At 71.1% G+C, this 14,408-nt stretch carries 12 protein-coding genes; 8 read left to right on the plus strand and 4 right to left on the minus strand.

Annotation, left to right across the window (positions count from 1 at the left end):
- Window positions 1–2: 2 nt before the first annotated feature.
- Window positions 3–2,690, minus strand: coding sequence for a SpoIIE family protein phosphatase (locus ACGFYY_RS21290; RefSeq protein ID WP_393711326.1), 2,688 nt, complete (start codon window positions 2,688–2,690; stop codon window positions 3–5).
- A 122-nt stretch (window positions 2,691–2,812) separates the two neighbouring features.
- Window positions 2,813–4,669: a VanW family protein gene (locus ACGFYY_RS21295; protein WP_393711328.1), complete on the minus strand. Its 1,857-nt coding sequence runs from the start codon at window positions 4,667–4,669 to the stop codon at window positions 2,813–2,815.
- Between the two features lie 355 nt (window positions 4,670–5,024).
- On the opposite strand from ACGFYY_RS21295, the gene ACGFYY_RS21300 reads away from it, so the two are divergent.
- The 7 genes from ACGFYY_RS21300 to ACGFYY_RS21330 all read left to right on the plus strand — a co-directional run bounded on the left by ACGFYY_RS21300 (window position 5,025) and on the right by ACGFYY_RS21330 (window position 11,798).
- Window positions 5,025–6,914, plus strand: coding sequence for a protein kinase (locus ACGFYY_RS21300; RefSeq protein ID WP_393711330.1), 1,890 nt, complete (start codon window positions 5,025–5,027; stop codon window positions 6,912–6,914).
- A 125-nt stretch (window positions 6,915–7,039) separates the two neighbouring features.
- Complete coding sequence (locus ACGFYY_RS21305) at window positions 7,040–7,993, plus strand: IS481 family transposase (protein ID WP_393711332.1); 954 nt, start codon at window positions 7,040–7,042, stop codon at window positions 7,991–7,993.
- 54 nt (window positions 7,994–8,047) lie between these two features.
- Window positions 8,048–8,916 (plus strand): IS5 family transposase gene (locus tag ACGFYY_RS21310; RefSeq protein WP_393711523.1). Its coding sequence is split into 2 segments (ribosomal slippage): window positions 8,048–8,132 and window positions 8,132–8,916, totalling 870 coding nucleotides; the frame shifts between segments, so codons are not numbered across the junction.
- A gap of 72 nt (window positions 8,917–8,988) precedes the next feature.
- Window positions 8,989–9,294 carry a hypothetical protein gene (locus ACGFYY_RS21315; protein ID WP_393711334.1) on the plus strand — a complete coding sequence of 102 codons (306 nt, stop codon included), beginning with the start codon at window positions 8,989–8,991 and terminating at the stop codon, window positions 9,292–9,294.
- A gap of 241 nt (window positions 9,295–9,535) precedes the next feature.
- Window positions 9,536–9,916 carry a VOC family protein gene (locus ACGFYY_RS21320; protein ID WP_393711336.1) on the plus strand — a complete coding sequence of 127 codons (381 nt, stop codon included), beginning with the start codon at window positions 9,536–9,538 and terminating at the stop codon, window positions 9,914–9,916.
- Between the two features lie 170 nt (window positions 9,917–10,086).
- On the plus strand, window positions 10,087–11,268 hold the full coding sequence (locus ACGFYY_RS21325) for a sensor histidine kinase (RefSeq protein ID WP_393711338.1): 1,182 nt from the start codon (window positions 10,087–10,089) through the stop codon (window positions 11,266–11,268).
- 143 nt (window positions 11,269–11,411) lie between these two features.
- Complete coding sequence (locus ACGFYY_RS21330) at window positions 11,412–11,798, plus strand: hypothetical protein (protein WP_393711340.1); 387 nt, start codon at window positions 11,412–11,414, stop codon at window positions 11,796–11,798.
- Here the strand turns inward: ACGFYY_RS21330 and ACGFYY_RS21335 are convergent.
- Entirely contained in the window at window positions 11,767–12,270 is a 504-nt protein-coding gene (locus tag ACGFYY_RS21335) for a hypothetical protein (RefSeq protein WP_393711342.1), read from the minus strand. The genes ACGFYY_RS21330 and ACGFYY_RS21335 overlap by 32 nt on opposite strands.
- Window positions 12,271–12,556: 286 nt before the next feature.
- Here ACGFYY_RS21335 and ACGFYY_RS21340 point away from each other — a divergent pair, with 286 nt between their 5' ends.
- Window positions 12,557–12,811, plus strand: coding sequence for a hypothetical protein (locus ACGFYY_RS21340; RefSeq protein ID WP_393711343.1), 255 nt, complete (start codon window positions 12,557–12,559; stop codon window positions 12,809–12,811).
- Between the two features lie 150 nt (window positions 12,812–12,961).
- Here ACGFYY_RS21340 and ACGFYY_RS21345 read toward each other — a convergent pair whose 3' ends face one another.
- Window positions 12,962–14,368, minus strand: coding sequence for a M1 family metallopeptidase (locus tag ACGFYY_RS21345; RefSeq protein WP_393711345.1), 1,407 nt, complete (start codon window positions 14,366–14,368; stop codon window positions 12,962–12,964).
- Window positions 14,369–14,408: the final 40 nt, after the last annotated feature.

The raw sequence follows: 14,408 nt of genomic DNA on the forward strand, positions 1-14,408 counted from the left end.
CCTCAGATGGGGTCCACGTCCAGGAAGGCGGCGAGGGCGGCCTCCGTGCCGCCCGCGCCGCCGGGCAGGGCCAGCTCCGCCCAGATGACCTTGCCCTCGGGCGTGTAGCGGGTTCCCCAGTGCTCGCTGAGCTGGGCGACCAGGAACAGGCCGCGTCCGCCCTCGTCCGTGGTGGCGGCGTAACGCAGGTGGGGGGCGGTGCTGCTGCCGTCCCACACCTCGCAGGTCAGGTTGTGGTCGTGGAGCAGGCGTACGCGTACGGGGCCGCTGCCGTGCCGCAGGGCGTTGGTGATCAGCTCGCTGAGGATCAGTTCCGTGGCGAAGCCGAGGTCGGTCAGGCCCCACTCGTCGAGCTTCTTGGCCGCGGCGTTGCGCGTGGCCCCGACGGCGCTCGGCTGGAACGGTACCTCCCACTGGGCCACCCGGTCCGGGCCGAGCGTCCGGGTCCGTGCGATGAGCAGGGCGACGTCGTCGGTGGGCCGGGGAGGCAGCAGCATGTCGAGCACGGCGCGGCAGCTCTCGTGCGGGTCCCGGTCGGGGTGGCTGAGCGCCACCCGCAGCAGTTCCAGCCCCTCGCTGATGTCGCGGGTCCGCTCCTCGATCAGCCCGTCCGTGTAGAGGACGAGCTGGCTGCCTTCCGCGAGGTCCAGCTCCGCGGTCTCGAACGGCATGCCGCCCAGCCCCAGTGGGGGCCCGGCCGGCAGCTCGACGATCTCCGTCGTGCCGTCGGGGGCGACCACCAGCGGTGGCAGGTGGCCGGCCCGTGCCATGGTGCACCGCTGGGACACCGGGTCGTAGACGGCGTAGAGGCAGGTCGCGCCCAGCACGCCGCCGTTCGCGTCGTCACCCTCGCCGTCGTGGTCGATGCGCTGCACGAGGTCGTCCAGGCGGGCCAGGATCTCGTCGGGCGGCAGGTCGAGGGAGGAGAAGTTGTGTACGGCCGTACGCAGGCGCCCCATGGTGGCGGCGGCGTGCAGGCCGTGCCCGACGACGTCGCCGACGACCAGGGCGACGCGGCAGCCCGCCAGCGGGATCACGTCGAACCAGTCCCCGCCGACCCCGGACTGCGCGGGCAGGTAGAAGTGTGCCACGTCCATGGCGCTCTGCTCGGGCAGGGCGCGCGGCAGCAGGCTGCGCTGGAGGGTCACGGCGAGGGCGTGCTCCCGCGTGTAGCGGCGGGCGTTGTCCATGCTGACCGCCGCCCGGGCGACGAGTTCCTCGGCCAGGGACAGCTCGTCCTCGTCGAAGGGTTCCTGTTTCTGCGACCGCCAGAAGTTGACCACGCCGAGCACGACGCCCCGGGCCATGAGCGGGGCCGCGATGAGCGAGTGGATTCCGTAGTCGACGATGGCCTGGGCGCGTGGTGGATCCTGCGCCTGCCAGCCCGGCGCGTCGGCCAGGTGGGGCACCAGCTCGGCCCGGCCGGTGCCGTAGCCGCGCGCCTGGGGGGTCGACGGCAGGAAGTCGATCAGCCGGCCGACGGGGTAGAGCGGATGGTCGGAGCGGATGCCGCTGACCGCGGTGCGCCGCATGTCGGAGCCGGCGCGGGGCTCCTCGCCGTCGATGACCTGGTCGGCCAGGTCGACGGTGACGAAGTCCGCGAACCGGGGGACGGCCACGGCGGCGAGTTCCTCGGCGGTCCGCACCACGTCGAGGCTGGTGCCGATGTCGCCACCCGCGTCGTACAGCAGCTTGAGGCGTCTGCGGGCCGTCTCCGCCCGGGTGGTCAGGACCTGCATCTCGGTGGAGTCGCGGATGGTGATGGCGGCGCCTTCCGGCCGACCGCGCGGATGGGTGGGCCGCTGGTTGACCACGAGCAGCCGGTCCCCGCTCTCCAGGACCTCGTCGGTGGCCTCGCGGCCGGAGAGCAGCAGGTCCGCCATCCGGCGGTCCAGGCCCGGCACGTCGGCGATCTCGCGTCCGTCGGCGTCCTCGGGCAGCCCGAGCAGGCGTTTGGCCTCGTCGTTCGCCAGCAGGAGCCGCCCTTCGCCGTCGGTGATCAGCACCCCTTCGCGGACGGCGTGGAGCACCGCGTCGTGGTGCTCGTACATGCGGGTCATCTCCTGGGTGCCGAGCCCGTGGGTCTGCCGGCGCAGGCGTCTGCTGATGAGCGCCGTACCCACGGTGGCGAGGGCCAGGCCGGTGGCGATGGCCAGGAGGATGACGGGGAGCTGGCGATCGACGACGCCGGTGACGTTCTTGACGGTGAGGCCTGCCGAGACCAGCGCGTTGACCTTGCCGTCGGGCCCGGTGACGGGCACCACCGCTTGGATCTCCTTGCCGAGCGGCCCGTCGACGCTCTCGGTGTGGACCTGGCCCTTGAGCGAGGGCTCGATGGTGCCGACGAAGCGTTTCCCGATGCGGTCGGGCTGTGGGTGGCTGTAGCGGATGCCGTTGGTGTCCATCACCACGATGAAGTCCACGCCGGCGGCCTTGCGCGTGGTCTCGGCGAGGGGCTGGAGCGTCTTGGACGGGTCGGACGTCTTCAGGGTGTCCTGGAGGCCCAGGGAGTGGGCGAAGGTCTGCGCGACGGACACCGAGCGGTTGCGTGCCTCGCGTTCGGTGTCGTGGCGCGATTGGAGGACCAGGGCCAGCAGGGCCCCGGCCGCGAGCAACACCACGATCGCCACCTGGAGGATGAATACCTGTCCGGCGACGCTCTTCTTCCGGTTGCCTAGAGGTGACCGCACCGACGTGCCCGGCACGGGTGGCGAGGAATGGTCACGAACCCAGTTGTAGCACTTCCGGGCGCCCACGGCCCCCGTCATGCACGGTATGCGCCCGGAATGTCACGCCTGGTCCCCCGATGGTGTCAGTCGGCTCGGCCCTGGGCCGTGGTCCGGGCCTCGTTCGTGGCCGTGCCGGACGGGGTCTGCGAGGGTCGGGGCGCCTGCGGGGTGGCGCCCGGGGTGACTCCCGGGGAGGCCTCCTGCGCACCTTCCGGAGCGCCTTCCGGGGTGCAGGTGACCTCGTCGCGCGGCGTGTAGTGGGTCTTGAAGTCCTCGTGCTTGACCTCCTTGCCCCCCTGCACGAAGGTCCGGCCGACGGTGACGTCGAAGCCCTCCAGCGGGGTCTGGACCTCGCAGGTCTCCCCACTGCCGGTCCGCTTCCCGGGCGGCGTGATGTTGGTGCGCGGCCCCTTGGTCGCCCGTATCTCGTCGTACTTCTTGGTACCGAGGAAGGAGATCGTCAGCGAGGTGTCGGTGGACCGGGCCTGGATGTAGAGCGGGTGGCCGGAGTCGTTGAGCCAGCGCAGGTCGAGGGTGCCCCAGGCGACGGTGGCCTCCCGGCCCTCGGGGTAGCGCTCGATGTAGAAGGAGTGCGCGCCGTGCTCGACGGGCTTGACGCCCGCGAAGAACGCGGCGTTGTACATGGTGGTGGCGACCGCCGAGACACCGCCGCCGGGCGACTTCACGTACTGGCCGTCATTGATCATGATGCCGTCGACGAAACCGTTCTCGGGGGTGCGCTCGCCGACCGTGCGGTTGAAGCTCCACTCCTGGCCCGGCATGACGACGGAGCCGTCGATCAGCTCCACGGCACGGCCGATGTTGGTGGTGCGGTACGGGGCGGCCGGGAATTCCACGGTGAAGGAGGAGACCTTCTCCTTGATACCGAGCCGCCGCGCTTCGTCGGCGGTGAGCTCCGGCTGGACCGCCACGGTGGCGACCTCGCCGCTACGGGCCGCACCCGAGCGGGTCAGCAGCGGCAGCACGGCCTGGCCGAGCGTCTCCTGGGTGACCTGGCGTCCCGCACGACCCTGGTCGGCGATCACCACGCTGCCGTCCGCGGCGAGGCCGGGGGCGGCGTCCCGCGGCGGGTGGGTGACCGCGTCGATCGTGGGCGCCACGGCGGGGTCCGCGAGCAGGCTCTTGGAGTCGAGGTCGGGCACGAGGCGGCCCTGTCCGTCCGCCCGCATCTTCAGGTGTTCGCCGAGGACGGTGGGGGTGATGGACATCCGCTTGCCGGCGACGGTGAGCGTGACGGGCCCGGACATCGCGGGCTCGGCGAACTGCCGCATGGCCCGTCCGGTCTCCTCGGCGCCGACCCGCGGCTCGGTGCGCGCGACCGGCAGGACGACGGGGCCCTTGTCCGGCTTCAGGTAGGCGGCACGGAGGGTGTCGACGGCCTTGTCCTCGACGAGGGAGACACCGGGGAGCGGGGTGACGGACTTCGCCGTGCCGTGGTCGAAGGCGATGGCGCCGTCGCGGACCTGCTGCTCGGTGGTCCTGCCGAGGCGGTCCACCGCGGCGCGGGCGGTCTGCTCGTTCATGCCGATCACCGGCGCCACCTCGCGGCTGCCCGAGGCGAAGAGGCTGCCGACGACGGCGACCGGACCGGATCCGGCCCGTACGGCGCTGTCGACGGTCGCCTCGGTGTCCAGGGAGAGCCCCAGCGCGGCGGGATCGGCCTTCTCCACCCGGTCGCCGATCTTCAGCGTGATCGGCGCCGCGGCGGCGGGCCCGAGTTCCCGGGTCAGCGTCCGGCGCGCCTCGGCCCGGCTCATGCCGCCGAGGTCCACGCCCAGGACCCGTGTGCCCTGGTCTATGTCGCCTCCGACCGCGAGGGCGGTTCCGTAGAGGCCGCCCAGCCCGAGTACGACGGCTCCTCCCACCGTCACCGGCAGAGCGATCCGTCGGTTGACAGTCCAGCTGCGCACGCGTCCCATATCTCTCCCGTGGCGCCCACCGGTCCCTCAGGTGGCGCGGGCCGCAAGGCAGCCATATACGACAATTACGGGAAATAATGATCCCTGCTGGGGGACCGATTTGGGGACGAATGTAATCGTTCTCACGATTTTCGCCCCGACGGCAGCGGCTCACGCACCGGCTCCCGGCCCGCCCCCGCGTCGGCGCCCGTGTCGGCGCCCGTGTCAGCGCCGGTCGCCGGCCCGTCGACGGGTCCGGCCACACCTCGCCCCGCGGCGAAACCAGGATCAACTCGGCGTTCGGCGACCCGCGTTGCCGTCCCGGGATCATCAGGGTTAGATTCCTGGAAACTTCTCCAATTCGAGCGGGGCTGACGTGTTAGAGCTGACGGGGAGCGGGGCCGCGCCGCTGGAGGCGGAGGATCCACGCCGGATCGGGTCGATCCCGCTGGCGGGCCGCCTCGGGGCCGGTGGCATGGGGCGCGTCTACCTCGGGGTCCGTGAGGGCCGGTACGTAGCCGTCAAGCAGCTGCTGCCCTCGGTCGTCGGTGAGGACCCGGACTTCCTGCGCCGGTTCGGGCACGAGTTGGACAACCTCGCCCGGCTGCCCGCGGACGCCACCGCGCCGCTGCTCGACAGCGATCGCACCGCCACTCCCCCGTGGTTCGCCACCGCCTACATCCCCGGGCTCACCCTGCGGGAGGCCGTCGCACTGCACGGCGGGCCGTTGCCCGCGCGGGCGCTGTGGCTGCTGCTGCGGGAGGCCGCGGCCGGGCTGGTGGCGGTGCACGCGCTGGACATGGTGCACCGCGACCTCAAGCCGTCCAACGTCATGCTGACCCTCGACGGTCTCACGCTCATCGACTTCGGGGTGGCCCGCGCCGCCGAGCAGAGCCGGCTGACCCGGACCGGCATGGTCGTGGGTACGCCCGCCTACATGGCGCCCGAACAGGCCTCGGGCCGAAAGCGGTTGAGCGGGGCCACCGATGTGTTCGCGCTGGGCTCCGTACTCGCGTACGCGGCCTGCGGACAGCCGCCGTTCGGCGACGAGTCGGGGCACGGGGTGCTGTACCGCATCGTCCACGAGGAGCCCGACCTGGAGCCGTTGCGGGCGCTGGAGCCGGCTCTCGCCGAGCTCGTCGCGGCCTGCCTCGACAAGGACCCCGAGGGCCGCCCCACGGCCGCCGAACTCCTGGAACGCGCCGGCGCGCACGGCCCGTTCACCGCTCCACTGTGGCCGGCGGCCGTCACCGAGCGCCTGACCGAACGGGCCGCCTTCGCCGCGGACGTGCAGGAGGCCGATGTACCGACGATCCCGCTCACCGGGGAAAAGCCGGAAGCCGAGCCGGAGCCGGAGCCCGAGCCGGAGCCGGAGCCCGGAAAGGCTCCGGCTCCGGCGGCCGACGCTCTCCCGGCCACGGTCCGGCCGGAACGGGCCGAGCACCGCCGCCGGACCCGCGTCCTGCTCGCCGTCCTGCCCGTCGTCGTGGTCGCGGGCGGTACGACCCTCGCCGTCCAGCACCTGCCGTACACCTCCGCGCCGCGGGCAGGGGCCGGGAACGCTCCGTCCGCCCCGGTCACGGCGGCGGCCGATCCGACGGCGTCGGCGGCGGCGGGCGTCGGCCCCTCCGGTACGGCGGCACCCGCGCAGCCGCCGGCCCAGGACCCGGGACAGGCCGGGGCCGGCGCTCCCCCGCCCGAGGCCGCGGGAGGGGTGGGCGGCGGTCCCGGAACCGGCACCGGCTCCGGCTCCGGCTCCGGCGGTGCACAGCCCGCCTCGGGCGGCGGCGGGAACTCCGGCAGCGCCGGCAACCCCGCGAACGCGGGCGGCTCCGGCAGTACCCGGCCCTCCAACGGCGGGGCCTCCACGGCGCCCACCACCGCGGCGCCCCCGGCGCCTCCCGCGTCCGGCACCTACCGCTTCCGCAACGGCAACAACAGCAAGTGCATCACCCAGGTCTTCGGGGCCTCGGACTACGGCGACTGCGCGGATGCGAGCGCCCGGTGGACCGTCCAGAGCAGGTCGGACGGCAGTTTCAAGCTCGTCAACCAGCAGGGCGGCGGCTGCCTGTACGCCAACATGCTCGGCCAGGCGGTCTTCGTCGGCGACTGCTCCAACGGCACCGCACAGCTGTGGCGTACGGGGTCGGGCGGCAGCCTCCGCAACGACTTCAGCGGGGGCTGTCTCGACCTGGGCATGAGCAGCGGTCTGGTGACCAAGACCTGCGGCGGGGAGGCGTCGCAGCGCTGGACTAGGCAGAGCTAGGTGTTCTGTCCGGGGAGGTTGTGAACGCGGTGATGCAGGTCTCGACTGAGGGATCTTGAACGGGTGAGGGCCTTCCGGGTTCGGTGTGGATTGCGACGTCTACACCGAACGATCAGAAGGCCCTCATGCCCCACCGTAATGCACCCCTGACAGAGACCGGACGGCTGCGGCTGGCCCGCTGCGTGGTCGAGGACGGTTGGCCCCTGCGGCGGGCCGCCGAACGCTTCCAGGTGTCTGCGACCACCGCTCAGCGGTGGGCCGGCCGCTACCGGACACTCGGTGAAGGCGGCATGGCCGATCGGTCTTCCCGCCCGCACCACAGCCCGCGCCGGACCCCAACCCGCACCGAACGCCGGATCATCAAGGTCCGCCTCGCCCGCCGGTGGGGACCGGCCCGGATCGCCGGACTCCTTCACCTGCCCGCTTCCACCGTCCACCGCGTCCTGACACGGTTCGGCCTCGCCCGCCTGGCCCACCTGGACCGGGCCACCGGAGCCGTCATCCGACGCTACGAACGCGAGCGGCCCGGCGAACTCGTCCATGTCGACATCAAGAAGCTCGGCAACATCCCCGACGGCGGCGGCCACAAGACCCTCGGCCGGCAGGCCGGCCGCAAGACCAAGACCGGCGTCGGCTACCAGTACATCCACACCGCCGTCGACGACCACTCCCGCCTCGCCTGCAGCGAGATCCACGCCGACGAGAAGAAGGAAACCGCCACCGCCTTCTGGCGACGGGCCCAGGCCTACTACGCCAGCGCCGGGATCACCGTCGAGCGGGTCCTGACCGACAACGGCTCCTGCTACAAGTCCCACGCCTGGCGCGACCTGCTGGCAGCAGCCGGAATCGCCCACAAGCGAACCCGGCCCTACCGGCCCCAGACCAACGGCAAGGTCGAACGACTCAACCGAACCCTGCTCGACGAGTGGGCCTACGCCCGCCCCTACCGATCAGAAGCAGAACGCCGGGCGGCGTTCCCCGAGTGGCTGCACACCTACAATCACCACCGCGGACACACCGCGCTCGCAGGCAAACCACCCGCCAGCCGCGTCCCCAACCTCACTGGGCAATACAGCTAGGCCGTGCTTTAGAAGTGATCCCATGCCTTGCCGCGTGCCGTGATGATCTCTGGTGTGGGGCGAGGGGACCTTTCTGACGAGCAGTGGGTAGTGCTGGAACCGATGCTGCCGAAGGCATTTCGGGCAGGCCGGCGGCATGTCGACGGAAGCTGATCAACGGGATCCGCTGGCGGGTGCGGACTGGCGTCCCATGGCGGGATCTGCCGCGGGAATACGGGCCATGGCAGACGGTCTACGGCCTCTTTCGCCGGTGGCAGCGAGACGGCACCTGGGCCGCCGTGCTCACTGGCTTGCAGGCGCGAGCGGACGCGGCCGGGTTGATCACGTGGGAAGTGAGTATCGACTCCACGATCTGCCGGGCCCACCAACAAGCCGCAGGCGCCCGCCGTACTGGAGCGTCCCAGAAGGAGCCACCGGGCGGGGTCCGCGTTGAGCCCGACGATCACGGCCTGGGCCGGTCCCGGGGAGGATTCACCACCAAGATTCATTTGGCCTGTGAGCAGGGGCAGCGTCCGCTGTCGCTGCTGGTCACTGCCGGTCAGCGTGGTGACAGTCCCCAGTTCACCGCGGTCCTGGAGGCCATCCGGGTGCCGCGCATCGGGCCGGGGCGTCCCCGGGTCCGTCCGGTGCTGGTGAGAGGCGACAAGGCGTATTCGTCCCGTGCCAACCGGGCCTACCTGCGGCGGCGGGGGATCCAGTGCACGATTCCCGAGCCGGCGGACCAGGTGGGGAGCCGAAAGCGACGTGGGCAGGCTGGAGGTCGACCTCCCGTCTTCGACCCTGAGGACTACAAGGCCCGGCATGCAGTGGAGTGCGGAATCAATCGCCTCAAGCGCAACCGTGCGGTGGCCACGCGGTTCGACAAACTGGCCGTCCGTTTCGAGGCCACCGTCGTGGTCGCAGCGATCAACGAATGGTTGTGACCGGACATTACTGTCACACGCGCGTGCCATCCTGAGCCCTACCAGAGCGTGCAGACGAGGGGAGAGCAACCAATGGGCCGCCTGTACTACCGGGCAGACAGCGAGGACGGCGACCGAATCGACGACCCATCCGAGGACGCGCTGTTCATGATGATCAGTGATCTCAACGGCTCGGACAACACCTTCGTCGTAGTCAAGCCCGACGAGGGCGACCCCGTCTGGTTCGCCTCCGTCACTGTCGCGGGCGAACGCGGCTACGAGGTCGTCCGCCGCGATACCTCTCGGAGCGAGCACGAGGTCACCATGGCAACCAGCATCAACGACATCGCCCGAGACCTCACCGTCTGGATGGCCGCCCGGCACTTCCCTGGCCGGTAGCCAGAACAATCACCACGTCTAAAACACGACCTAGTGCTGTGGCCGGGAAGGTTTGCCGGGTCGCGGCGTCCGGTGCGGTGGATCGCAAGGCGGCGAGCCGCGGCTCGTACCGGACGTACGCGCGTGGTCCGACAACGCGGCGAGATGCCGTGCCGGGCGTCGCGACCCGGTGAACCTTCCCGGTCACAGCACGGGAGGGGGCGCCTTGTCGATCATGCCGGGCTCAGGCAGGCTGTGTCGCATGGTCTCAGTGGTGCAGAACGTGGCGATCGACTGTTCGGATGCGTATGAGTTGGCCCGGTTCTGGAGTGAAGTGACCGGTTGTCCGCTGCATCCGGAGGTCGAACCGGGCGACCAGGAGACCGTGGTGATGCTCGCGGAGGGCCCGCTGCTGTACTTCAACCAGGTTCCGGAACCGAAGACGGTCAAGAACCGGATCCACCTGTGCCTGCGTCCGACGACCTCCCGCGAGGAGGAGGTCGAGCGGTTGTTGAAACTCGGAGCCACCCTGGTCGTCGATCGCCGGCAGCCCGACGGCGCGGGCTGGGCGGTGCTCGCCGATCCCGAGGGCAATGAATTCTGCGTCCTGCGCGGCGAGTCCGATCACGCCGCGACGTCCTGAGACGCCCGCGCCGGCCGGCCCTCGCGACGTACGCGGAACCGGCGGATCGGGCGCCACGATCACTCCCCGCGAGCGTCCGGAAGCGTAGCGCGTGAACCGAAGATCCCGTTCCGTACGACTACGACTTTTGGCGGAGGGACCGGGCCGGCCGATGATCTAATCTGCGCGCTATGTGGTCTCCTCTCCTCCGTTTCCTCGCCGCTTCCGGCAAGGGGGCGGTCCTGCTGCGGTCCCTCGCAGCCTGTGTGCTCGCGGCTGCGGCCTGGGCGGATGTACGGTCCGGGGCGTTCACCGGATCGGCGTCGCCGGGCCTGCTCGCGCTGTCGGCGGCCGTCGTAGGCGCCGCCCTCGTCCCCCTGCTCCTGGTGAAGCGGGCTCGGTCGTTCGTCTACATCGGGGGCGCCGCCGCCGTGGCCTCGCTGGTCTGCTCGGCGGTCCTGTACGTGGGTCACGACGCCGCCGACGCCGTGTCCGTCCACGGGGCGTTCGAGCCGGTCGCCCTCCTGGTGTTGCTGGCCTTCGTCGCCAGGCGGGGCCCGGTGGCCTCGGGCTCGCCGGTCGCCCTGCTGCTGGCGGCGGCCGTCGTCCTGCGTCCCCTGTCCACCGGGGTGCGGGAGGGTGGTCTGCTCGTGTCGTTCGGCCTCACGCTGGTGATCGTCCTGGTGGCGGGGGCGAGTGTGACCGCGCGGACGGTGGCGGCGGTCCGGCGGCAGCGCGCACACCGCACCCGGCTGGAACAACGGATCGAGCTGGCCAGGGATCTGCACGACTACGTCGCCCACCACGTGACCGGCATCGTGGTGCAGGCCCAGGGCGCCCGGGCGGTCGCCGCCAGGCGGCCCGACCTGGTCCTCCCCGCGCTGCAGCGCATCGAGGAGACGGGCGCCGAGGCCCTGGCGTCCATGCGGCGGATGATCGCCGGGCTCAGCGCCGACGAGAGCGGCGTACCACCGGCCGCGCCGGCCGGTATGGATGACCTACGGGCCCTGGTACGGGGGTTCGCCCTGAACGGGGTGCCGGCGTACCTCACCGAGGAGGGGCCGACGGACACGGTGCCGCCCGAGGTGGCCGCGACCCTGCACCGGGTGACGGTGGAGTCCCTCACCAACATCCGCAAGCACGCCCGCCACTGCCGCCACGTCAGCGTCCATGTGCGCGTCCGTCCCCACGAGGCGGCCGTACGGATCACCAATGACGGGACGACCCACCGGGCCTCCCTCCCGGGCTACGAGCTGAAGGGCATCGGCGAACGCGTCACCCTGGCCGGCGGCACCTTCCGGGCCGAGGCCACGGCCGAGGGCGACTGGCAGGTCCGGGCGCGTATGCCGCTCACGGTTCCCCGCTCGGCCTAGAAAGCGCGTGCGGCCCCGTGATCCACGTGCTTCAGTTGGCTCTCGAACACTGATGATCACGCGGTGGCCACGTCTGATCAACCTTCGCAGCGCCACCGTCGCAACGAACGGACCGGATCTCCGGCCGGAGGAGTCGACCCACCATGGAAGCCCAACAACCCACCGCCGTCTGGTTCCGAACCCACCTGTCACTCGGCGAAGTCTCGGCACTCTTCGATACGCCGGTCGACGACTGGGACGGGGAGAACCACTGGGAGTGGGTCGACCTCGATTTCGCGGATATCGGCATCAACATCTCGCGGACCCATACCGTGCCCCCCGAGCAGACCGAGACCCGCATCGCCCGCAGGGGGTATCCGACCTGGGAATACGAATTCCCCCAGGACGCACTCCGTCAGATCGTCGCCGCCCTGCAGCGTGCCGGCGTCGACCCGATCCACACGGGCAAGGTGGAATGCCCGCAAGGCAACGACCTGATCTTCACCGTCCACGAAAAGATCACGGCCCCGGCACCACCGCCGGGACGGTGACGACCCGCTCGACGCCCCTCCCTGTGCGGCCGTTCCGGGCGCGGTCAGGCATCGGGCTCGAGCGACCGGCCAGGCCGGCGTCAGGGAGCTCGCACAACGCCGAGTGATCGTTGGACACCAGCACTTGAGCCAACCGGGCTGCCGCGGCGACCACGGCGGACCATCCCGGTGAGTCCAGGTAGACCTCGTCGGGGGCGGTGGCCCCGACCGAGTCCTGCACCGCACCGTAGGCAGCGCCAAGAGCTGCCATCAGCTCGACTTCCTCTTCGGTGCGAAGGCATCGCCCCAGCCAGGGCGTCGGATCGTCCGCATCGCAGAAGTCGTCGAAGAGTACGTGCACGATGTGGTCGAGGTCCTCGAACCGGTCCGGATCGAGCCACACCTCTCGCTGCCACGTCGGGCTGGCCAACGCCACGACGGCAGGCACGACGTGGAGGCGGTAGTAGGGCAGAGCAACACCATGATCGTTCACGCGGCCAAGGGTACGTCCCTCGCACACCTCATGATCGGCCGGCCAACTCCTGGGCCGAGGCCGGACCCGCCCGGCGGACCGGTTCGTTCTCTACGGACGCCCGGGACTTGATCGCCATCGCCCGGGACGTCACCGGGCGCCGCCTCGTACTGGACCACCGCCGAGGAGCGACCGTGGCCGCGTCCACGAAGCCGATCCGGTAGAAGGTCTCGCACGGGGCAAGTCCCGTGGGCTCGTCGCCGTCATCACACCAGCCACCGCTGGATCAGGCTTCGATCTCGACGAGATGTGGGGCTTCGGCGGGGAGCGCCTCTGGAGTGACGTCACCACCTCGCTCGAACCTCTCCTGGATCGCCCCGACGACGGTGGAGGCGAGCTCTCGCCCACCGAATGCGCCGCGCTCCTGCCGCGGATCGAGGAGATCGTCGACCACTGGCAGAGTGAGGTCGGCGTCCCTCGAACACACATCGACGCGGCCCAGCAGCTGGTAGGCGTTCTGCGGCTCTGTATCGCGAAGGACGTCGAGCTGATCTTCCTGTGACGCTCCGTGGAGCCGGGCCGGGTCCTCACCCTGCGGGGTAACGGGACAGCCCTTGGCCCTCACCGGATCGCGCCGCTGATGTCGGCCGATCCGGTCCGTGGGTCGTCGGCGGCAGCCGGAAGGTGGTCCTCGCCTCCGTCCGGAGAGAACCTAGGCCGAGGCCTTGCCTCGGCCGCCCTTGGAGCCGCCGTTCGTCGGCGGGTAGCCGGGCCTCGCCGGTATCGGGGGTCGGGGCGGCGCCGGCAGGGGTGGCAGGGCCGGCGTGTGGAGCCAGGCGGTGAACAGGTCGTCCAGCGGCTCGACCGTGTAGCGGGCGACGTGCTGGGTGAAGGCCACGGTGGACACCACCCCGTGGCGGTGCACCGTCGCCCAGTCGCGCAGCATGCGGAAGAACGCGCTGTCGCCGAGCGCGCAGCGGATCGCGTGCACGGTGAGGCCACCACGCTGGTACAGACGGTCGTCGAACATCAACTTGCGGCCCGGGTCGGCCAGTCGCATGTCCTGCGGCTGCGTGGACAGCAGTCGGTGTGCCGCGGCGGCCCGTTCGTGCGCGGTGCGGCTGCCGGAGCGTTCCGACCAGAGCCATTCGGCGTACTTCGCGAAGCCCTCGTTCAGCCAGATGTGCCGCCAGTCGGCGATGGTCACGCTGTTGCCGAACCACTGGTGCGCGAGTTCGTGGGCGACCAGGCGTTCCGAACCGCGGACGCCGTCCACGTGGTTGGCGCCGAAGGTGGACAGCCCCTGTGCCTCCACGGGCACGTCCAGTTCCTCGTCGGCGACGACCACCACGTACTCGCCGAAGGGGTAGGGCCCGAAGAGTTCCTCGAACAGGGTCATCATGGCCGGCTGTCGGGCGAAGTCGCGGGAGAACCGCGGCAGCAGGTGCGGCGGGACGTGCGCGCTCTGCGGTACCCCACCGAGGCCGGGGTCCCCGAGGAGCACCGTCTGGTACATGCCGATGGACAGGCCGACCAGGTAGCTGGAGGTCGGCGCGGACTGCTCGTAGACCCAGGTGGTCGTGCTGGCCTTCGTCGTGCGCGTGAGGAGCCGGCCACCGGCCACGACCGTGTAGGCGGACGGCGTGTTGACCGAGATGTGGTACGAGGCCTTGTCGGCGGGCCGGTCGTTGCACGGGTACCAGGAGGGCGCGCCGACGGGCTGGCTGGCCACCAGCGCGCCGTCGGTCAGTTCCTCCCAGCCGAGGCCGCCCCAAGGGCTGCGGACCGGCTTGGGGTTGCCCGCCCAGTGCACCTCGACGGTGAAGGCGGAGCCGGCGGGCAGCGGCTTGGCCGGGCGGATCCGGAGTTTGCCGCCGCGGTGGGTGTACTGCGGCGCCCGGCCGTTCAGCAGGACCCGACCTATTCTGAATTCGGCCAGGTTCAGGTGGAACTCGGTGAGCGGCGCCCGCCCGGCGATCGCGCTGAGTCGGGCCGTGCCCGCGAGCCGGTTGGGTCCGGGGCGGTACTCCAGAGCGAGTTCGTACCGGTGCACTCGGTAACGGGAGTCGCCGTTGGCCGGGAAGTACGGGTCCGATGGCACTGTTCGCTGGCCGCTCATTGCCGCTTTCCGCTCCCTGCGCTGTGCTCGTACGACGTGC

Source organism: Streptomyces sp. NPDC048331 (assembly GCF_043201215.1).
Classification (GTDB): Bacteria; Actinomycetota; Actinomycetes; order Streptomycetales; family Streptomycetaceae; genus Streptomyces.

Excerpts from the sequence above, each read along its gene's own strand:
- ACGFYY_RS21295 (WP_393711328.1), bottom strand. The coding sequence starts at position 4,669 with ATGGGACGCGTGCGCAGCTGGACTGTCAACCGACGGATCGCTCTGCCG.
- ACGFYY_RS21305 (WP_393711332.1), top strand. The coding sequence starts at position 7,040 with ATGCCCCACCGTAATGCACCCCTGACAGAGACCGGACGGCTGCGGCTG.
- ACGFYY_RS21315 (WP_393711334.1), top strand. The coding sequence starts at position 8,989 with ATGGGCCGCCTGTACTACCGGGCAGACAGCGAGGACGGCGACCGAATC.
- ACGFYY_RS21320 (WP_393711336.1), top strand. The coding sequence starts at position 9,536 with ATGGTCTCAGTGGTGCAGAACGTGGCGATCGACTGTTCGGATGCGTAT.
- ACGFYY_RS21325 (WP_393711338.1), top strand. The coding sequence starts at position 10,087 with ATGTGGTCTCCTCTCCTCCGTTTCCTCGCCGCTTCCGGCAAGGGGGCG.
- ACGFYY_RS21330 (WP_393711340.1), top strand. The coding sequence starts at position 11,412 with ATGGAAGCCCAACAACCCACCGCCGTCTGGTTCCGAACCCACCTGTCA.
- ACGFYY_RS21340 (WP_393711343.1), top strand. The coding sequence starts at position 12,557 with ATGTGGGGCTTCGGCGGGGAGCGCCTCTGGAGTGACGTCACCACCTCG.
- ACGFYY_RS21345 (WP_393711345.1), bottom strand. The coding sequence starts at position 14,368 with ATGAGCGGCCAGCGAACAGTGCCATCGGACCCGTACTTCCCGGCCAAC.